9 protein-coding genes and 3 pseudogenes are annotated in these 20606 nt (G+C 66.9%); 3 read left to right on the forward strand and 9 right to left on the reverse strand.

What is annotated here, in order from left to right:
* Nucleotides 1-44 precede the first annotated feature (44 nt).
* The 5 genes from ACFYP5_RS29190 to ACFYP5_RS29210 form a co-directional block, all read right to left on the reverse strand.
* Entirely contained in the window at nucleotides 45-638 is a 594-nt protein-coding gene (locus ACFYP5_RS29190) for a hypothetical protein (RefSeq protein WP_389041576.1), read from the reverse strand.
* Between the two features lie 211 nt (nucleotides 639-849).
* Entirely contained in the window at nucleotides 850-1761 is a 912-nt protein-coding gene (locus tag ACFYP5_RS29195) for an aldo/keto reductase (RefSeq protein WP_389041578.1), read from the reverse strand.
* Nucleotides 1758-2942, reverse strand: a complete 1185-nt coding sequence (locus ACFYP5_RS29200) for a JmjC domain-containing protein (protein ID WP_389041580.1) — start codon at nucleotides 2940-2942, stop codon at nucleotides 1758-1760. Before ACFYP5_RS29200 ends, ACFYP5_RS29195 begins: the two co-directional genes overlap by 4 nt.
* 13 nt (nucleotides 2943-2955) lie before the next feature.
* Nucleotides 2956-3123 (reverse strand): hypothetical protein, encoded by a 168-nt coding sequence (locus tag ACFYP5_RS29205; RefSeq protein ID WP_389041581.1) that lies wholly within the window; start codon nucleotides 3121-3123, stop codon nucleotides 2956-2958.
* Between the two features lie 509 nt (nucleotides 3124-3632).
* On the reverse strand, nucleotides 3633-4025 hold the full coding sequence (locus ACFYP5_RS29210; RefSeq protein ID WP_389041583.1) for a hypothetical protein: 393 nt from the start codon (nucleotides 4023-4025) through the stop codon (nucleotides 3633-3635).
* Between the two features lie 125 nt (nucleotides 4026-4150).
* On the opposite strand from ACFYP5_RS29210, the gene ACFYP5_RS29215 reads away from it, so the two are divergent.
* A complete protein-coding gene (locus ACFYP5_RS29215; RefSeq protein ID WP_389041585.1) occupies nucleotides 4151-5500 on the forward strand; it encodes a hypothetical protein in 1350 nt (449 codons plus the stop codon).
* 38 nt (nucleotides 5501-5538) lie between these two features.
* Here the strand turns inward: ACFYP5_RS29215 and ACFYP5_RS29220 are convergent.
* The 3 genes and pseudogenes from ACFYP5_RS29220 to ACFYP5_RS29230 form a co-directional block, all read right to left on the reverse strand.
* A pseudogene (locus ACFYP5_RS29220) lies at nucleotides 5539-6798 on the reverse strand (MFS transporter).
* A 9-nt stretch (nucleotides 6799-6807) separates the two neighbouring features.
* A pseudogene (locus ACFYP5_RS29225) lies at nucleotides 6808-7452 on the reverse strand (flavoprotein); the annotation flags it as partial.
* A gap of 574 nt (nucleotides 7453-8026) precedes the next feature.
* Nucleotides 8027-13918, reverse strand: coding sequence for an RHS repeat domain-containing protein (locus ACFYP5_RS29230; RefSeq protein ID WP_389041587.1), 5892 nt, complete (start codon nucleotides 13916-13918; stop codon nucleotides 8027-8029).
* 1070 nt (nucleotides 13919-14988) lie between these two features.
* Here ACFYP5_RS29230 and ACFYP5_RS29235 point away from each other — a divergent pair.
* Nucleotides 14989-17793 (forward strand): FG-GAP-like repeat-containing protein, encoded by a 2805-nt coding sequence (locus tag ACFYP5_RS29235; protein ID WP_389041589.1) that lies wholly within the window; start codon nucleotides 14989-14991, stop codon nucleotides 17791-17793.
* 482 nt (nucleotides 17794-18275) lie between these two features.
* Here ACFYP5_RS29235 and ACFYP5_RS29240 read toward each other — a convergent pair.
* Nucleotides 18276-18710, reverse strand: a pseudogene (locus ACFYP5_RS29240) (site-specific integrase); the annotation flags it as partial.
* Nucleotides 18711-19303: 593 nt separating this feature from the next.
* Between ACFYP5_RS29240 and ACFYP5_RS29245 the strand changes: the two are divergent.
* Complete coding sequence (locus ACFYP5_RS29245) at nucleotides 19304-20536, forward strand: phosphodiester glycosidase family protein (protein ID WP_389041591.1); 1233 nt, start codon at nucleotides 19304-19306, stop codon at nucleotides 20534-20536.
* Nucleotides 20537-20606 lie beyond the last annotated feature (70 nt).

Genomic DNA, 20606 nt, shown 5'->3' on the forward strand with positions numbered 1-20606 from the left:
CGGCAGTCCGTTCGCCTGACCCTCATCAGGCGAACGGACATCGATCAGCCGAGCAGACGGGCAACCTGCTTTCGCAGGGGTGCTTCGAGCTCCAGGTTGTTACCGCGCTCCATGCCCTGGAGGTACTCGCTGGCCACGACCAGTTGGGCGAAGTGCCCCGCGGTCGACTCAAGCGTGGACTTGAACTCCTGAAAGACGCGGTCGGCGACGGCAGGGGCGGCGAGGCTGGAGACGTAGAGAGTGGCTTCGTCGTACCCGGCCGGAGCCAGCCCCCACCGCTCCCAGTCCAGGATGCAGAGGCCGGGACCGGCCAGATTCGACCACTGGACATCGGCGTGTGCAGTGCTCCACTCCATGACCTCGGTGCTGACGTCCGCACCTAGGAACCGGGGCAGGGCCCAGTGAAGCCGTTCTTGGCGGACAGCTACGCGGCGCGTGGACACAAGCGAGATTGCGTCCAGCGCATCGTGCAGCGCTGCCCACCAGATGTCGGAGAGGTCCAGCCCCGGTGGCGGCAAGGGCGAATGGCTGAGTGGCCGGCCGTCGACGCGGTTGTGGACCTCGGCACGGTAGGCGTACTCGCCCGCCGACCACTCGAAGGCGCCGCGGAAGCGAGGCCGAGGAACGCGATCCGGCATCGCTTCGTGTGCTTCTTCCGGTCCCTTCCAGGATGCGCCAGCCGCTTTCTCCGCCCGGGTCGCGGCCACCCGGAGCCAGAGGCGGCCGCTGGCCGGACCGCTCAGGGTCTTTCCGTCCCACCCCCACGTCTCCTCTCTGCCGGCGGCATTGAGGGAGAAGGCCGTAGCGGCGTACTCGAATGCTTGGCGCATTCGTTCTGCTGTGGCGTGGTCAGGCGCGGAAGGCATCGACGATCTTTCTCAGTGCGGTGCTGTCGAAGGGGCGTGAGAGGGATGGGGTAGCGGACGGTGCTGCTGCCGTCCAGTGTCGTGCGGAGCTGGCCGACAGGAGGATCCGCGTCACACCGGGCGTAGAAGCGACCGTTCCCAGAACCAGTTGTATGGGAGCAGTCCCGGGAAGCACTTCCTGCGCAACGGTGGGAGTGACTATCTCCAGCAGCTCTCCGCCATGGAGCGGCGCCGAACCGAAGACTTCCAGACCGGCGGCACGGGCATCGAAGAGAACACCCCGGCCGTCCAGCGCATCGGCGATGGGCCCCAACTGCACGAGGCTCAACGGGAGCTGGATCGCTGCGAACTTGTGCGATGCGCCTCCAGCCATGTGAGCCAGCTCCATGAGGCGGTCGACAGTCAGCGACCCGTCGTGCAGCGCCGACCATGTGGCCACCCCGTACGCCTTGATCAGCCCTTGCTGGCAGCACTCTTCCAGCGTCCGAAAGCCTCTGATGAGGCGGGCGTCGAGATCGTGTGGCTCTGGTCCGCCGTGTTCGGGGTTGTGGACGAACGTGATGTCGGGGATCCGGCGGAGGGCAGCCTTGCTCTGCGCCGCCTGCCAACTCACATATGACGGTTCGAGGCAGTACCCCTTCCCGGTCCGTGAAGGGGTGAGCACTCCCGCCTTCGTCGCCCGTTCCTGGCGGGCAGCATCCAGGAAGCCGACCTTCGTAGACACACGCACGGACGGTAACGCATCCAGCACGGGAGCCAGCTGCTCCTCGGCCGTGCCGCGCTGGTAATTCGGGGCCGTATCGATCCACGACACACCATGGTCGATCGCGACCTCGGCTGCGGCCGCAACATCGGTCGTTCGATAGGTACCCAGGCCGAGTTCGGCACCGCTCACAGCGCACCTCCGATCGAGGCGACCTGGCCGCTCACAAGTTCGCCGACCACGGCAGCTGCCTGTCCCAGAGTGAGCTGGGTGTCACTGATGAGGTCGGCGAGCCGGTGTTCCGATCGATCGGCGAGGCGCTCCAGCAAGGGCAGCGCGGGCGCCGCGAAGGTCCAGGACTCGCCGCCTGCCGTCAGCACGGCGTTGCCGTCGTCCGTAGTGCTGAGCGTGTGGCGCGCGGTGAGCATCCGCGCCTTGAGATCAGGATCGGCCGGCACCGCGTCCACGAAGGGAAGACTGGGCCGGAACCGTACGCGCTCGTCCGCATCCCGGTGCTGGAAGTAGCGGTCGATCAGACTGCCGTCAGCCATCTCCTTGGCCACAAGATCGCGCAACTGGTCGACGACGAGCTGCTTCTCGACGGCCGTCCCGAAATGGGGAAGATCCGCTCGGACTGTCTGCTCTGCGCGCAGAGTGTCGAGGACCCAGGACACGAGGTCAACACCGGTCGTGGAGCTGAGCCCACACGTCAGGTGCAGCGACCGGTCCCCCTCGGAGGCCGAGACGGCGTGCCACCAGCCGCGGGGCAAGTAGAGGACGTCTCCGGGAGTGAGGACGAACTCGGCAACGGGCTCCTCGGGCGGCGGATCGGTCTCGGCCACATCGCGGTACATGGGGGCGACGCGCGTCGGCCCGTAGATCTTCCAGCGCTTTCGCCCATCCACCTGGACGACGACCACGTCGTGGTCGTCCCAGTGAACTCCGAAGCCCTCGCGCGGTTTCCAGGAGGCGTACAGATTCACCTGGACTTTCGTGCGGAGCCTGGCCTCAAGGGCATGGGCAAGACCGTGTACTCCTGTGTGCAGTTCATCGAACGAGTCGATCACCATGGTGGCGCCCTGGGCAAGCTGCTCGTGTAGGGACGCCGGGTGGACGCGGTGCCATACGGTTCGGCGTCTGGCCACCTCCCGCACGGTGTAGGCGTCGAGGGGCACGACCACGCCGTCGGCGGAGAGGCGGAGCCGCGGTGGCTCCAGGCGGTGCCGGGCGATGATCTCGTTGAGGTCGTCCCAGTTGAGGATTCCGGCGATGGACTGTGCGTCGCCGGGGATGACGCGGAAGGTGCGGCCGAACGCCTCGGCGAGGAAGTCCTCGCCGAGGCGGGCGACGACCGCATGGGGCTCAGCGGTCATGTGTCCAGTCCTGTCAGGTGTCGTTGCCGTCGGTACGGCCGCCGGTGTTGTCGGACGGGATGAACACGCGCTCTCGCGCGGCCTTCATCTGGGTACGGGCGACGAGCAGACTGCCTCCCGTTGTGGGCGCCGCCATGGGGGCGGTCGCCGAGTCCGCGGTCGTTTCGTGCTGGATCTCCATCGTTGATTCCTCCCTTGCATTTGCCAGTCGAGTACAGAGCGGTTCCCCGTACTCGTCGTGCGCCCGCCCGACTGTCGACCGTCACGAGAACAGCCGGGCGGGGGTCCGGGCCCGCCTCCAAGACTTCCGGCATCCAGGGCCGTGGGTGGTCCGTCGGAGGCAGAGTCTGTGGGTCTAGCGGTCGCCGAAATGCCAGATCAGGAGGCCGATCGGGGCAGTGACGAGCAAGGGAAACAGAGCCCCCGCCCACTCCCGCCAGTCGTACAGCCGCCGCTTCTCCCTCACCATCCGCGCCACACGGCCAGGACGAGCGAGCCGCCGACGGTGGTCAGGCACGCGATGTAGGCGATCTGCCGGTGCAGCTCGCTCACGCCTCCTCCTCCATGGGGAGCGGCAGGGGTCTGCGTTCCGGGGGAAGCCCGCTGGGGACGAGGTAGAGCCGCCTGGCCTCGGATGTTGCTGGGCGCGAAGCCTGGGAGTCTCGCCTCGGAAGTGGCGCCATCTGGCTGCTACTCATCGCTCGCGCCCTCCTGATGGTGCTCGCGATAGAGGCTTACGAAGCGTCTCGTCAGACGGCCGAGCTCACACATGTACTCGTAGGCGGTGAACTGGGGGGTGTCAGCCGTGGGCCGGGCGTTCAGCTCCAACAGGCGGTGGGCATCCCTGTACATCTGCCGAACGGTCGGTTCCGTATCGAACCCCAGGTCTTCAGCCACAAACAGGTTCAGCGAACCCCGCAACTGGCTGGCTGTCAGATCGATTTCTTGCCGGTCGGGCATGGCCAGCGTGATGGCCAAAGCCTTCGTCACGACGTCGCTGATGCCCTCCACGTCGATCGGCAATGCCTCCGGATCGGCAGCGTTGACGCTCGGGGATCGGTCTTTGTCTGTCACGGCGGTCATCACGCGCTCCTCTCGTGTCCGCTTTTGGTTGCGGCGTGTGAAGAGCTAACTGCGGGACGTGCCTGTCCGGGTACCGTAAGAGGGAGGCGTGACCGTGAAAGCCGTGAATTCTCCGGGAGTTGGCAATGGCCAAGGAACCCCAGGACGACCGCAATACGGGACTGGAAAACCTGCTTGAGCAGGCGCAATGGTCGCGTACGCAGCTCGCCAACGCTGTGAATCGCACCGGTGGTCAGGTCGGTATGACCTTGAAGTACGACCACTCCGCGGTGTCGCACTGGCTGAGCGGTACACAGCCCAGGGAGCAGGTCAGGCGGGTAATCATCGAGGTACTCGAACGCAAGATCGGTCGCCCGGTGACCTATGCGGAAGCGGGCCTGCAGCCCCCGAAGGGCGGAGAGGACTCCGACAGCGGAGACACTGTCGAGTCCCTCTTGGATCTAGGCAGGGCTGATATGGACCCCTCACGACGCGGCGTGCTCGCCGCCGGCTTGTACTCGGCTGCTCTCGTCGTACCCCTGTTCGCGGGCGAGGCACACGCAGAGGAACGCGAACGTGCCACGAAACCCACGGGCCGTATCGGGCCGGGCGAAGTCGCGACCGTACGGACCATGACCGACCGCATCGCGGACATCCTCGACGAGCTGGGCGGGGGCCACGCCCGCCCGATGGCCGCGGCGTTCCTCGTCAACACCGTGGCGCCCTACCTGCGGGCCCAGGCCACCGAGCCGGTCCGCAACGACATGCTGGCCGCCGCCTCCGACCTGACCTACCTGACCGGCTGGATGGCGATGTACGAGCGCGAGCACGGCCTCGGACAGCAGTACTACCTCAAGGCTTTGAAACTCGCCAAGGCGGCCAGTGACCACGTCACTTATTGCCGCACCCTGCGCGGAATGAGCCTGCAGGCATCGAATCTGCGCCACGGACAGACAGCATTGAAACTCGCGGACTCGGCCGCCGAAGCGGCGCCGAAGGCCGGCCCGCGGCTGGTGGCATTCCTCCGAGGCCAGCAGGCCCACGCCGCAGCCATGGTCGGCGACCAGAAACAGGCGTTCGACCGTCTGCGTGAAGCCGAGGTGGCACTCTCGAAGGCCGATTCACGACGAGACGCCGTCGGCGGGTACGACCAGGCGGCCTACCAGTTCCACGTCGCCCACGTCCTGTACGAGACAAAAGATCTGGCGGGCTCGATCGCAGCCCTGAAGACTTCGGTCCGGGCGCAGCCCAAGCAGGAGCGGCAGGGCCGACTCCACACCAACGGCGTGATGGCCCAGCGCCAGTACGAGTTGGGACACATCGAGGAAGCGTGCAGCACCTGGAATACGTTCCTCGACGACTACGTGGGCCTGTCGACCGCCCGTGGCGACGAGCACTTCGAAACGATGCGGAAGCGACTCGCCCCCTACCGGAAGGTCCGAGCCGTAGGAGAACTGGCGGAACGCGCCCGCCAGGTCGCGATGTTGAAGAGGTAGCACCTCGCGACAGGCAGTATCTGTCGGCACCTCTTCGGTCACTGAGAGCGGTCGTTGAGACGCGGGGGAACCGAAGCCGGAGGCCGATGCCATGTTCCACGCGATCGCCGCGCTCCGGTCCACGCAGCCAGCACTGCCGCAGCCAGCGACGCACCGGCGAGCGCAGCAAAGAGTCCGGGGTAGCCGCCCAGGGGCCCGGCGAGTGTGGCTCCGGCCCAGGGTGCGAGGGCTGCCGCGATGGTGGCGGGCGCCGCGAGGAGGGCGGAAAGACGGCCGTACTGGGTGGTGCCCCAGCGGTCAGTGATGGCAGTGGCCTGGAGTTGAGATTGCCGCGCACTACTCCGGCGAGGACGGCGAGGGCGATCAGCAGGGGCATCGGGCCGGGGACGAAGGCCAGTGCTGCCGTGGTGGCTCCGCCTGCGGCGATCAGGGTGCTGGATCGGGCGGTGACACCGGTCCTGCGGGCCAGGGTGGCATAGAGCGTTCGGCCCAGAGTCTGTCCAGCTCCGCCGAGTCCGAGTGCCCAAGCGGCCGTTGACGCGTCAGCACCGCGTTCCGTCAACAGCGGTATCAGGCCGATGACGACGGCGTACACCGCGAAGCCCGAAAGGGTGAAGGCGACTGCCAGGAGGATGAAGGGCCGGCTACGGGTGACCGGGGCATTGCCGCTGGTCTCCAGCGGGCACTTGAGGCCAGGGCGCCCGCAGCGCGAGGGCGTGGGCGGGGATGGTGACGAGGGCGAGGATCGCAGCGAGGACGGCGTAGGTGGTGCGCCAGTCGAGGTGGTCGGCGAGAGTGGCAGTCAGGGGCGCGAAGACAGTGCTGGCCAGACCTCCCGCGAGGGTGAGGATTGTGAGGGCACGGACGCGGTCGGGCCCCCACCAGCGCGTGAGTGCGGCGAATGCAGGCTGGTAGAACGTGGCGGCCATGGCGAAGCCAGCAAGGATCCAGCCGGCGGTGAAGACGACCAGGTTGGGCGCGTAGGCCAGGGTGAGCACTGAGAGGACTGCGAGAACGGAGCCTGCGGTCATCACAGCCCGAGGGCCCCGGTGGTCCAGGACGCGGCCCACGGGGATCCCCGCCGCAGCCGAGACGAGAAGTCCCAGGGAGAAAGCTGCGGTGGCGCCGCCAGTGGACCAGCCTGTGTCAGCGGTCAGGTACGGCAGCAGGACGGGAAAGGCGTAGTAGACGATGCCCCAGCTGGTGATCTGAGTAGCGCAGAGAGCGGGGAGTGCGGCGCGTGGCCGTGACCCAAAATGCAGTCGGGTCACGGCCACGTCGCGCTTGGCACTGGTCATGGTTGGCGGTCAGCAGCCGCAGGAGATGGCGGCGGGAGCGCCGATGCCGATCTGGAGTGTGCTCGGGGCGGCGCAGCAGCCGCCGTCGCCCTCGGACTGGGTGGCCCTCGGGGCGTCGAAGAGTCCCGCGCCGCCGCAGACACCGGTCTCGGGCAGGGCCAGTTCGACACGCTCGGCGGCCTCCCTGTCTCCCGCGAGGGCGGCGGCGACGGAGCGGACCTGCTCGTATCCGGTCATGGCGAGGAAGGTCGGGGCGCGGCCGTAGGACTTCATGCCGACGACGTACACGTCCCGCTCCGGGTGGGCCAGTTCCTTGGCGCCGTGCGGGTAGACCGTGCCGCAGGAATGCTGGTTGGGGTCGATGAGCGGGGCCAGTTCCACCGGGGCCTGGAGGCGCTCGTCGAGGTTCAGGCGGAGTTCGGACAGGATGCCGGTGTCGGGGCGGAAGCCGGTCAGGGCGATGACCTCGTCGACCGGATCGAGGCGGTGGCCGTCCTCGGCGACGAGCACCAGGCCGTCACCGGTGCTCTCGACGGCGGCGCCACGGAAGCCGGTGACGGCGTCGGCGTGTCCGTTGTCGACGGCCGCCTTGGCCGCGAGGCCGAGAGCACCGCGGGCCGGGAGCTGGTCGGCGGTGCCGCCGCCGAAGGTGGAGCGACGGGGGCACCCGTACGTGCGGGTGCCCCCGTCGCTTGCTGACCAGACCACGAGATCAGCAGTCGTCCAAGATCTGCTTGATCGCTGCCTTTCGCGCTCGGGGCAAACTACGCGGAAGTCGACTTAGCCTGCCGACCGCTGCGGAAACCCATTCCGGGTCCCCGAGGCGTGAGGCCTCGTCACGCTCGGTCACCTGACCAAGAAATCCAGCCAGGATCCTGATCTCCCGAGGGGGATACCAACGCGCATGATGTGTGAACTCCGCCTCCCAATACCCACGTGGATCGCGCAAGTGCGCCATCAAGCGAGCAGGTCCACCACCGGAGGAAGATGCCCCCGACAGATTCATGGCAATCCGCGAGAACCTGGCCAACCCCTTGGAATTCCCTAGACGTGTGGCGACAGCATAGAGGCGTAGGTCCATGAACAGGGTCCAGGGAACCAATGGCGACGCCGCACCTCCAATCCAATGCGAAAGTCCGTCCCGTTCGAACCGCAAATGATCTCCGCTTGGATCACCAACGACCCATGAGTCGTCTGTGCGCTCCAAGGGACCGAGTCGATCAGTCATCTATTGATCTCCTGCGAACTGCCACGCGGAACCGACGGAAGCCTCGAATCCTCGCATGATCCACTTTTCGGTGTTGCCTTGCTCGAAGATTCTATCCCCGACTCTCATGTGCCTAGCCGCTTGGGCCATTGGTATTCCTACAGCCACCTTTCCGAAAGCGTAGTCCTTCGCCAGATCCGTTACGAATGCGCCAACTTTCCTACGCCGACTTCCAATGATTCCGTTGTCGTATGCGCTCTTGAAGACTGAAGCGCCCAAGGCAATCCCGCCGACGACCGCGCACCCCACTCCTGCGGTGAAGAGGCACACTCCGATTGAGGCGTAGCCCGCCCATGTGGCTATATCGGCCCGGTGCTCGACGATCCATTGGGCTGGGGCTGATTGTTTTGCGTTGTCCCAGGCAGCGCCGAAGTTTCCCTTCTTGATGCTTCCCCAGATGCCGTCCTTCTTCCTGCGTTCCGCATCGGCCTTGGCCTTGGCCGCCTTGATGGCTTGGGCGCGGGCTGCGGCCTGCTGCTTGGCGCGGGCCTGCGCGTGACCGTCGTCGATCATGTAGTGGGCGGGGTTCGCCTGGTAGGCGGCGTACTTCTGGCGGGAGGACTTGTCCTTCTTGGGGGTCTGCTTCCAGACCCATTTGCCGTTCTTGTAGGTGTAGCCGGCGGACATGCCCCGGTCGGCGGCCCATCGGTCGTCAGCCGCCTGGCCGCCGTCGGTGGGGCCGAGGGGGCGCAGTCCGTCGGGGTCGGACTTGGTGACCGGGTTGTTGTGGGCGTAGGAGTAGGCGTTCATCTGCGCCGGGTCGTCGTGGTCGATGACGGGGTCGACGGAGAGGAAGCGGCCGAGGTTGGGGTCGTACTCGCGGGCGCCGAGATGGGTCAGGCCGGTCGGGTCGGTGGTGCCGCCGACAAATCCCTGAGTGCCGGGGAAGGCGCTGCTGCCTGCTGAGCGGATCTCGCCGAAGGGATCCTGTTTGCGGCGGGTGATGTCCAGGGTGGCGGAGGCGACCGCGGCCATCGAGGTGCCCTGGTGGTCGGTGAAGAGGTAGGAGATTCCCTTGCTGGTGCGGACGGCGACGGTGTCGCCGTTGTGGTTGTAGTAGCGGGTGCCGGCTTTGGTGCCGGTGGTGGTCAGCGTGATCTCGTTGCCGTTCGGCAGGGTGAGGGTGCTGGTGCCGTCGCCGTTCTTGGCGAGCAGGCGGTTGCCATCGGCGTCGTAGAGGTAGCTGGTGGTCTTGCCGCTCTCGGTGAGGGTGGCGAGGTGGCCTTCGGCGTCCCAGGTGAGGTCCTGACTCCGGGTGCCGATGACGCGCTTGGTGGTGTTGCCTGCCTTGTCGTAGCCGAAGGTGGACTTCTGGCCGTTGTTCGGGCCGCCGCTGATGGTGGCTTCCTGGACCGCGTGGGGCAGGTCGGTCTTGGGGGCGGGATGGGTATAGGTGGTCGTGGCGTCGGTGCCGGCTTGGGTGCCGGTGCCGTGCTCGACGAGCTTGGTTCGGTTGCCCAGGGCGTCGTAGCTGTAGGTCTGCCAGTAGGCGTCCGGGCCGCCGGCCGTGGTCGCTGAAGGTGCCGTCGAGCAGTCCGTCTTCGCTGTCCAGGCTTCGGTCAGACGGCCCAGCTTGTCGTCCGTGAAGCACTGGGTGTCGACGGACTGGGCGGCGTCCTGACCGCTGGCAGTCGTGATCCCGGTGACGTTGCCCGCCGGGTCGTAGGCGTAGGTGCTGTCGTCGATGCGCTGCGGCGCCAGGTCCCGGTCGGTGGTCTGCCGGGTCATGAGGCCCGTGAACTCGTCGTAGACCTGCGACTGGTAGACCTGCTTGCCCAACGCGCCGAACTCGGTGCGCGTGGGGCGGGAGAACACGTCGTACAGCGTGTTGGAGACCAGCGCTGCGCCGGCCCGACTGGTGCGGATCGGCAGGTCATCGCTGTTGTAGTTGACCGTCACGCGTTCCGAGGTGACGTCCCCGATGGCCGGGTTCATGGTCCAGTCGAGCAGTCCGGTGGCGGCGTCGTAGCCGTAGGTCCATCCGTAGCTGCCGGCCAGGCTGCCCGCACCGGCGGGGATGGTGACGGTGGTCGAGGTGGGCTGGTAGCGGTCGGTGAATCCTCCGGTGGCGGTGGTGTAGGCGGAGCCGTCGGCGTAGCGGGTGCTGGAGGTCAGCTGGCCCTTGGCGACGGTGTCGTAGGTCCACTCGGACAGCACGGTGCTGCCCTGCTTCAGCTGGGTCTGTCGGCCGAGCTTGTCGTACGCAGTGGTCAGCGTGGTGCCGCGCTCATCCGTGCTGCTGGTCTCCCGGCCTACCTTGTCGTAGGCAGTGGTGACGACGCCCTTGTCCGGATCGTCGGCCTTGGTCTGCTGGCCGCGCCCGTCGAAGGTGTACACCCACTCGTTGCCGGACGGGTCGGTGACCTTGGTCGGCTCGTCGTACTTGCCGTAGGCGTACGTCGTCTTCTGCGACGCGGTCCGATCGGCGTTGGTGTACTCCAGGAGGTCTGTGGTGCGTCCCAGCGCGTCCACGATGGTAGTGGTGGCGGTCCCACCCGACGGGGGGATGACCGTGGTGCGGTCGCCGTCGTAGGTGGTGGTGGTGCGCCACTTCTCGTCGCCGAATTTGCGGGAGATGGCGGCGGTCACCCTGCCGAGCCCGTCGTAGACGTTCTCGGCGGCGGTCGGTACCTGGTTGTCCGCGCCGGTCACCAGCGTGGTGGACGGGGCGCCGTCGGCGTAGTAGGCGCCGTAGGTCTTCCAGACGGAGCCGCGAGTGTCGTACTTCTTCTCGGTGATGATGCGGTTGCTGGTGCCGATGGCCGGGGCCTGGGTCTCCCGCTCGCGCATCAGCCCGTCGTACAGAGTGTATGCAGTCGCGTAACTGCCGTCTCGCTTAAGAGACTTCGTGGTGACGACGTTCGGCTCGGTCTTGGAGATCTTGTAGCTGTACTCCTGGGAGGGCTGGTCCGAGTGGTCGGCCTTGGCCCAGCCGGGGGTCCATACCTTCAGTACGCGGCCGAGGCCGTCATGGACGGCGTCGGTGCGCTTGCCGTTGGCGTCGATGTTGGCCGTGGCCACACCGCGGACCGGGTCGTACTCAGTGGTGGTGATGTGGCCGAGCGCGTTGGTCTCCGTCTTCTTGGTCGGCGCCTCACCGGTGGTGGGGGTGTAGGCGGTGGTGGTCGTGTTCCCCAGGGCGTCGGCGGTGGTCAGCTCCCGGCCGTGGATGTCGTAGGTGTCGGTGGAGGTGGTCAGGTAGCCGGTGCCGGCCTCGTCCTGCTCCTCCAGCTTGGTGACGTCGCCCTTGGTGGGGGCGGTGTCCAGCGAGGTGGCGTTGTCGTAGTAGTGCCGCTCCACGGAGACCAGGTCGGCCGGCAGTGACGGGGTGGTGCCACATGCCTTGGCGACCGTCCGGTTCTCCTTGATCAGGGTGAGGATGTTCGCCGTGGTGTTCCGGGCGTAGCTGGTCGTGGTGCACTGCTCATCGCCGCTCTTGGCGGTGTCGCCGAGCTGGGATTCCGAGGTGATCTGGCCGTAGCCGTCGAACTCCCGATCGACCTGGGTGGAGCGCCAGCCGGAGCCGACCGCGGTACGGGTCTTCTGCGATGTACTACCGGTCGCGTAGGCGTGCAGGGTCGATAGTCCGGTGCGGGCCTGGGTGGCGGTGGCGGCGCTGTGCCACGGCTGGTAGGCGGTGGTGGTTTGCAGGGTGCCGCCGTCGCCGTCGAAGGTTGCTTCCTCGCGGGTCATTCCGGCAAAGGCGGGGTGGTCGGTGACCTTGATGCCCTCGTGGTCGGCGACTTCGGCGCCGTCGATGCCGCGGAAGTAGCGGTACTCCTTCAGCGTCTGCTTACCCTCGGCCGGGGCTCCGGTGCGGACCTGGACGCGGCCGTAGCCCTTGCGGTCGCCGTAGGTGAGGTACTTGGACTTGGTGAACTCGTCCTCGGCCTTCGCCCAGCCCAGACCGTCCAGGTAGTTGTAGTCGGTCTCCTTCACCGGCGCGCCAGCGGTGTTGTCGGACTCCAGCACCTGGGTGACCACATAGGTGTGGAACCAGTCCAGGTACGGCTCGTAGTTCTCGGCCGGGGCGTCCGGCGGGGACCAGATGACCGGGTAGCAGCGGCGGGTGTTGGTCGCCGGGCTCGGCATGTCGCCGGCCTTGCAGTCGGCCGGGGAGTAGGTCACGCCCAGGGTGCCGCCGGTCTCCGTCTTGATGGCGTAGATGCGGTAGCGGATCAGCGGGGGCACGGGGTCGGGGTCACCGCCGGTGGTGGCACCTTCGACACGGTTGGCGAGCTTGACGCCGTAGGTCGCGACCGACGGCAGGGTGATGTCGCCGGCGCCCGTGTGACCGGTGCGCGTGATGGCGGCCAGCCACAGTGCGGGCGAGGTGCCGTCTCCGGTGGAGGGGAACTGCTGGGTCAGCGCCCAGGTGTCCACGGGCTTGAAAGCACCGCCGGTGTACACCGAGGTGTCGATCTTCGTCAGGCGCTTGCGGGTCCAGAACGACGGCGAATAACGGTCTTTGCACTCATCGCCGGACTTGCAGTACTGATCGAATGGAACGTCCGGCCAGTTCGCCGCGTTGGCCGAGTCGAAAGTGGTGCAGGTGGTAAGGCAGCGTTCGGAGACGGTGAAGTCGACCTTGGCTGCGGCCTGTCCGTAGAAGTTGCTGGAGCGCAGGCCGTACTCGATGCGCTTGAGGTAGCCGCCGCGGTCGTAGACGGTGGCGGTGGAGGCGCCGGTGGTGTCGTTGACGTTGCGGCCGTAGTAGTTGGATTCCTTGTCCCAGTAGTAGGTCATGGCGTCGCCGTGCGGGTCGATGACCGCATCCAGGTTCCACCGCCATGCCTGCTGGCACCACGAGTCCTTGAACTCGGTGGCGTGGCAGGGCTCCCCGGTCTGGTTACCGTAGACCGGTACCGTCCAGGCGGAGTTGGTGTCGTCCTTTCCGGTGGCCCAGCCGGAGGGCCGGTTGTAGCCGAAGTAGTAGCGGGTGCCGTCCGGCGTCGTGATCCGCCAGTACTCACCGTTGTCATCGCCGTTGGCCAGTGCGGTGTTGGTGAGCTTCTCGGCCTTGGTGCCGTCGTCGCTCTCCAGGTGCCACTCGCCGGTGGTGTCGTCCTTGACCAGTGTGTTCGTTTGGCCGCCGAGGTTGAGGACGGCGTTGTCCTTCTTCCAGCACAGATCGCCGACCTTGGCGGTGGTGTTGCTGTCGGTCGTGTCGTCGGTGCAGGAGACGTATTGGCGCTCGATGTAGCCCGGCTCCATCGACCAGCCGTCGCCGATCCAGTTGGACTGGTTGTTGGTCGCCGCGGTCCGGCCGTCCACGGCCTGTGAGGAGTAGGACAGGCTCAGGTCCGGCTCGGCGCCGCCTGGCACCTCGGGGGTGTCGATGTCGTAGGTCCAGGAGAAGCCGCCGTTGCTGCCACCGGCCGACCAGGAAGCAGACGGCGCGAGCGAGGTGGCCTTGAAGTCGCCGGCGGAACCGGATGCCGCGGCCGTCGCGGCCAGCAGAACCGTGCCTGCACCAGCGGACAGGCCGGTAACCGAGCGCTCACCGGAAAGCGCCTTGCTCACCGGCATCGACGTTTCGTCGTCAGCGGATGCTTCATCGCCGACGGGAGCCGCAGCGGGGAGGGCGACGGACGCGGTGAGGGTGCCGTCCTTGGTGTCGTTGGCCGTCGCCAGGGCCTTGCCGAGTCCGCAGTTCTTGGCCTCAGGGATCGTCAGGGCGCAGGACGGCAGCGGCCGCAACACGAGCCGCGAGGCCCAGTCGCCTCCGTAGGCGTGACGGAAGCCGGAGTAATCGACCTCCACGTCGACCTTGCCCTTTGCGCCCGCGACGGGCTGGACGGCGAGCAGTACGCCCTCCACGCCGAGCTTCCTGGCGGTCTTGCGATCCAGCACCTGAACCTGCGCGCGCTCAGGTCCCGCCGAAGCCTTGCCGGCTTTTCCTGGAGTGCGCCCGAGGCGCACGTGCGAGGAACCGGCGGCGACCGTACCGGACTTGGGGAGAGTCGCTGTGCTCGCTCCGGGCTGCGGCCAGCTGACAGTGGGTGCGGACTTCCAGGCGTTCCGACCCGCCTGGTCCGGCTTTGATATTTGACGCTTCGTCACACTCGACGTCGATACCGGGTCCGGCTTCTTTAGCTTCAGCAGGCTCAGCTCGGCAGCGGCCGCCACCGGGCCCGCAAGCAATCCCGCAAAGAGATACACCACGAGAGATACGGCAACCAGCCGCACACTCGTCACACGTCTTCTGGCGCCACGCCGAAATAGGCGGGCACCTCCAGCCGGAAATCCGGACACAAATTCCCCCAACAGGAGAAGCGCAGAGTCGATTAACCCCGGGACATTAACACCACTAATCAACTGCGTAGCCCCCTCGATGGATGCAGCGGTGATTCCTTAACCAACCCGTAAGCGAAATTGATCAAGATGTGGCGAGAAGGGCAATTTGCCCCATGCGGCGCCGTCACGGAGTAGGCCGAGGTCGCACTTGACCTGGCGTTATGACGCCCGTGCGACGCCCCCGACGCCAACCGGACGATACCGGAAATAGACACCTCTATGGGGCGAAATATGTCATCTCGAAATGCGCGAAGCCGGGACCGAGCCTCAATCAATTGCCCTGTATGGTGCGCCAGAAAGCTGTGAACGGTCCGAAAGGGAACCCAGTGGGAAGTCTGCGAAAGAGAACGGGGCGCACCGCGTCCCGGCGCATATCATTGGCCGCAGTGGCGGCCCTTGTCGCAGTGGTGCCAGTCGTAACTGCCTTGCCCGCTGCGGCCGATGAGGGCAATCCTGCCACGTCGTCGACCGGCCTTGAGCGCAACTCCGAAGAGGCGCAGGCCCTCACCGAAGCCGCCAATTCTGGTGAGCCATCTGAATTGTTGTCCCGCCGGACCGAGACCACCCAGATATTCGCGAATCCTGACGGTTCGTTCACTCAGGACACATACACACTTCCGCAGTTCGTGCGGAAGTCCGGAGCGCTCGTACAGATCGACACCAGCCTGAAGACCAACGCCGACGGTTCCTATTCACCGAAGGCCGCCGAGGTAGGCGTGCAGTTCTCCGGCGGCGGTGACGGACCGCTCGCCACCATCGAGCGCGACGGCCGCAGCATGTCGTGGAGTTGGCCCAAGCCGCTCCCCAAGCCGACTGTCGACGGCGACTCGGTCACTTACGCAAACGTCCTGGAGGATGTTGACCTGAAGCTCAAGGCGGGCTCCGCCGGCTTCGGGCAACTGCTTGTGGTCAAGAGTGCCTTGGGGGCCGCAAACCCGGCGCTGGGCGAGATCAAGCTCCCGCTGACCACCGACGGACTGACCGTGAACGCCGACGAAAACGGCAACATCCGCGCCGTCAACCCGGCCGGCCAGGAGATCTTCACCGCCCCCACCCCGATGATGTGGGACAGCACCCAGCCGCCTGCCAGCCGCAGCGCGGAGCCCGCGCCTCCGCCTCAGGCCCATGAGCTCGAGGCCCCATACGGGGCGCAGCAAGCCGCCCTGGACGTCGATATCGCCGGCGGCGCCCTGTCCCTCACCCCGGACCCGGATGTACTCAAGGGCGCGGACACCACGTATCCCGTTTATATCGATCCGTCCATCTCGGGTGCGCGGGAAGCGTGGACCATCGCCTACAGCAGTTCCCCGAGCACCGCGTACTACAACGGCAACGGCTGGGACGAGGGCGACGGCAACAAGGTCACCAGCTATGCGCGCGTCGGTAATCCCGGTGACGGCACCTCTCGTTCGTTCTTCCGGATGGACTCCGACAACCTCTGGAACACCAACAAGGTGATCTCCAGCTCCACCTTCCGGATCACGAACAGCTACTCCTACTCGTGCACCAAGCGAGAGGTGCAGGCGTGGCTGACCGGGACCATCACCTCGTCCAATACCTGGAGCAACCAGCCGACGTGGTCGCGGAAGCTGGACACCGTCTCCGACGCCAAGGGATGGTCCTCGGCCTGCCCGGCCGGCAACCTCGCCTTCGATGCCACCTCCGCGGCCAAGGACGCCGCCTCCGGGCACTGGCACAACATCACCATCGGCCTGCGCGCCACCACCGAAAGCGACGCGTACGCCTATAAGCGCTTCACCGCCAGCAGCGCCGTACTCTCCACCACCTACAACACCGTTCCCAACCTGCCCTCCGCCCTGGACACCATCCCCAGCACCAAGAACTCCGCCGGTTGCGGCGACACCGCTCCCTACGGCCTGATCGGCAACACCGACATCTACCTCACGGCGAAGGTCTCCGATTCCGACGGCGGCACCGTCAAGGCCCAGTTCAACCTCTGGCCCACCGGCCACCACCCCAACGACGACCCCAACGGCGTGATCATTGTCAGCAAATGGGTCTCCGTCACCTCCGGCACCGTCGCCAGACTGAAGGTCACCAAGGCGGAGCTGACCCCCTATCTGTCGATGGCGAACGGCAACTTCTCCTGGAAGGCGCAGGCCGAGGACGGGACACTCTCGTCCGACTGGGTTCCCGCCAGCGGCAAGCCCGGCTGCCGCTTCGTCTTTGACCCCACCCGGCCTTCCACCCCGCCGGCCGTCACCTCCAGCCAGTTCCCCGACGGCTCCGACGGCTGGCCCGCCACCACCGGCAAGGCACGCACCGAGGGAACCTTCACCGTCAGCAGCGGAGGCGTCACCGACGTCACCAAGTACGAGTACTGGACCGACTGGGACGGCACTGTCCGCAGCGCCGCACCCAGCGCCCAGGGCGGCTCAGTCGCCATCAAGCTCACCCCGCTCGCCACGGGCAACCACACCCTCTATGCGCGCAGCATCGACAAGGCCGGCAACATCTCCGACCACGCCGTCTACATCTTCTACGCCGACAGCCCCGGCATCACCGACAAGCCCGGTGACCTCAACGGCGACGGCAACACCGACATGTACGGGGTTCGCACCGACGGCGCCCTGTGGTTCTACCCCGGCCAGGGCAACGGCCAGCACGCCCCCTACACCGTCGCCAGCGGCACGAACTTCAACGGGGCCTCCATCAGCCACCGCGGGGACTGGACCAACGACGGCTACGAAGACCTCGTCGCCGCCCAGCCCCAGGCAGACAGCCTGAAGAACCTGTACGTCTACCCGAACAACGGCCTCGGCTACGCCTGTACCTCTCGCGGTGAAGAAGCCAACGGCGCCTCCCAGGCGTGCACCTACGACCGGCAGCCACTCACCGTCTACAACCCCGAGAACAACCACTGGGCAAACGCCGCCCAGGTCCTGGCGATCGGCGATGTCGACGGCCCGCTCGACACCGACGCCGACGGCACACCAGACGTCCCCGGACACACCGACCTGCTGGTCAAGGAGGGCAACTACCTCTGGCTGTACTACGGGTCGGACACTTTCTACCTCGACGAGTACGCCGACCCCATCCTCATCGGCAACGGCAGCTGGGGCGACTACGACATGATCGCTCCCGGCGATGTCAACGCAGACAGCCGGGTCGACATGATCGCCAGGCACAGGACGGATGGCCGCCTGCGCCTCTACACAGGTACCGGACCCGCTGGCGAGGGACTCGGCAGCAGCACCGTCACCATCAACGCCACCGGCTGGGACAACACCACCCACCCCCTGATCACCTCTGAAGGCGACGCCAACGGCGACAACAAGCCCGACCTCTTCGCCACCAGCCACGACACCGGCAAGGAGCTCTACTTCTATCCCGGCATCACCCCGACCGGCATCGGTACACCCACTGCCGTCGGCACCAGCGGCTGGCTCAACTTCCAGCAGCTCAGCTGACCCAACCGCCTGATCCAACTGTGGGCCGCTCCTCATCGGAGCGGCCCACAGCCTCATACAGTGCTGCCCCAGTTGATTCACCTCCCGGCTCACGCGGGCATGAGTGGATTCCGCCGACGGAATCCTGTGTGAGGCCCAGACATGGCGCCCGGCGCCCCCTCTTGCACGTGCGAAAGAGGCGCTGCCTCACGTCTCCGGCCTTCGCCCGAGGCGTGGAGGGCGGCGTTCGCTGCGCCGCCTCCGCCCAGCCACGGAGCCGTGCCCTATTCGTGCCCTTAGGAGCGGCCCACAGCGGTCAACAAGGGTGCCTACGTACCCTCATCACGGACTGCCCAATGACCTGTATACGCAGGTCAGGGGCCTCATCGTTGCCCTGAGCGCCGGTGATTCCCAAGCTCAGAGCGCGAGTTCGATTCTCGTCACCCGCTCCATGCAAGAGCCCCAGGCCCTCGGCCGGGGGCTTTCTTGTTGCCTAGACCGGTCTAAGCGTCGCGCACCACCTCCGCACCACCTTGACCGTCTTTCCGCTCTTCAGCGCCCTTGCCCCGAGCGGCTCGGACCATCTTGTCCAGCCCGCTCGCGACCTCTTTTTGCCGCTCGTGATGCGAGTGCTGATAGATCAGCGCAGCTTTCTCAGACGACTGTCCGGCCCGGACCATCGTGCCTTTGAGCGTCGCCCCTGAGCGCGTGGCCAGCGTGTGGCCGGTGTGACGAAGGTCGTAGAAACAAAAGCTGTCTGGCATGCCGACCGTCCGTCGCGCCTTGCGCCACTTCCGCCCGAAGGATGAGCGGCGGAACGGCGCTCCCTGCTCACCTACGAACAGAAGTCACTCTGGTCCCTTCTCCGCGTACCAGTCGAGATGCCTTCGCAGATCCAGGTGCAGAAAGGCGGGCAGGACGACGTACCGCTTGCCCGCCGAGCACAGCTTCCAACTACGGAACACTCGCACAGGCGATGCGGCGGGCGTGACGATGAGCGAGCGTGGATTCCCGCCGATTGGTGATCGCCTCCAGGGCATGAATCTGGCAGCTGGCGACTCCGCGGAGTTCCACATGGTCGGTGCTGCTGCATGGTCGATTCCATCCACGTACGTGACTTGGGACGGCCACGACGAGGAGGTTCCGGTGCCCGTCCCAAGCAGGTGGTGATTAATCGTTAGCCCTGATCGTGTGTCCAAGTGGTGCCGCACTTGGTGCATAGGACGGTGGAGGGCGGCGCCGGCTCCTCCGTGGAGGTCGAGGGGTCCGTCGCAGATCGGGCAGAGGATGTCGAGGCGGGCGCGGTTGTCCCGACGTCGAGGGCGCGTTCGGCCGAGTGGGCGGACACTGCGGCGACGACGTCGATGCGGTGCTGCTGCTCATCGGTGAGTGGCCGCCAGCGCGTCCTGTGGGCGGCGCGCCATCAGAGTTCGCCGCCCCTTCGGCGCGCCGTTGTCCGATGTTGCGTCCCGTCCTGTGTCATGCCGTCTATCAAAGATCTTGCACCCAAAGAGATATGACGGTACATCACATGATGAGATCTGCTGGTCGGGCTCGTACGGTCGTCGCCGCGGCGGCCACCGTGGGTGCGGTGGTCGCGAGTGCGGGTCTCGGGCAGGCAACCGCGCTGGACAAGGTCCGGTTGGCTGACGATGTGTCCGTGGCACCGGGCATCAGTTACCGGGCGTTCTCGGTGACGGGCTCGCACGGGGTGGTGTCCGGGCATCTGGTCACCGCCGACCTCACCGACCGGCATGTCTCGGTGGACCTGCTCACCCCCGGCACTGTCTCCAGCCGCGTCAAGCTGTCCCGGATGGCCGCCGCCCAGGGCGCGGTGGCGGGCGTCAACGCGGACTTCTTCAACATCGAGGAGTCCCAGCACGTGGGGGTGGCCCCGACCAACTCCGCGGTCGGCCCGGCGATTGCTCACGGTGAGGCACTCAAGGCGGCTGTGCCGGACGGCCAGCGGTTCGGTCCCGGTCTGCCGCCCGGCACATCGACGCGCGATGTGATCGGAGTGGGCTCCGACAAGCGGGCCCGGCTGGACGAGTTGACGCTCAAGGGAAGCGTCAGCACCAAGTCCGGTTCGTTCGACCTGGGCGGCTTCAACCAGTACGCCATCCCGGTGAACGGGGTGGGAGTATTCACCCCGAAGTGGGGCGAGGTCTCGCGGCAGCGCTCGGTGTGCGGGACCGACACCGTCCGGGCTGCGGCCTGCTCCACGGACACCTACGAGGTCACCGTCCACAACGGCCGGGTGGTCTCCGGATCCCCGACGATCGGGGCCGGCGCGATCGCCGAGGACACCGTGGTGCTGGTCGGCCGGGAGGCCGGCGCGGACCGGCTGCGCGCGCTCCGGACCGGGGACAAGGTCGAGGTCGCCGACCAGCTGAAGACGGCGAGCGGCAAGCAGTTCCAGTTCGCCGTGGGCGGCTTCCCGGTGCTCCGGGACGGCGAGCCGCTGCCCGGCCTGGACACCAAGACCGCCGCGACCCGGACCGGCGCGGGTGTCGGTGACCACGGTCAGCTGCTCTACTTGCTGGTACTGGACGGAAGTGCGGAGAGCGGCTCGGGCCTGACGGTCGCCGAGGTCGCCGACGTACTCGGCACCGTGGGCGCCGACGCGGGCGTGAACCTGGACGGGGGCGGCTCGTCCACCCTGGTGACCCGGGACCCGGTGACCGGCACCCCCCTCGTCCGCAACCACCCGACCGGTGGCGCAGAACGCCCGGTCCCGGAGGGCATCGGGCTCTTCTCGCGCTGATCCAATGGCCGGGCGGGCCATGGTGCGTGGCACGTGGCTCGTCCAGCCGCGGTCGGCAGGAGCGGTCAGT

This window comes from Streptomyces sp. NPDC005262, from assembly GCF_042872425.1.
GTDB lineage: Bacteria > Actinomycetota > Actinomycetes > Streptomycetales > Streptomycetaceae > Streptomyces.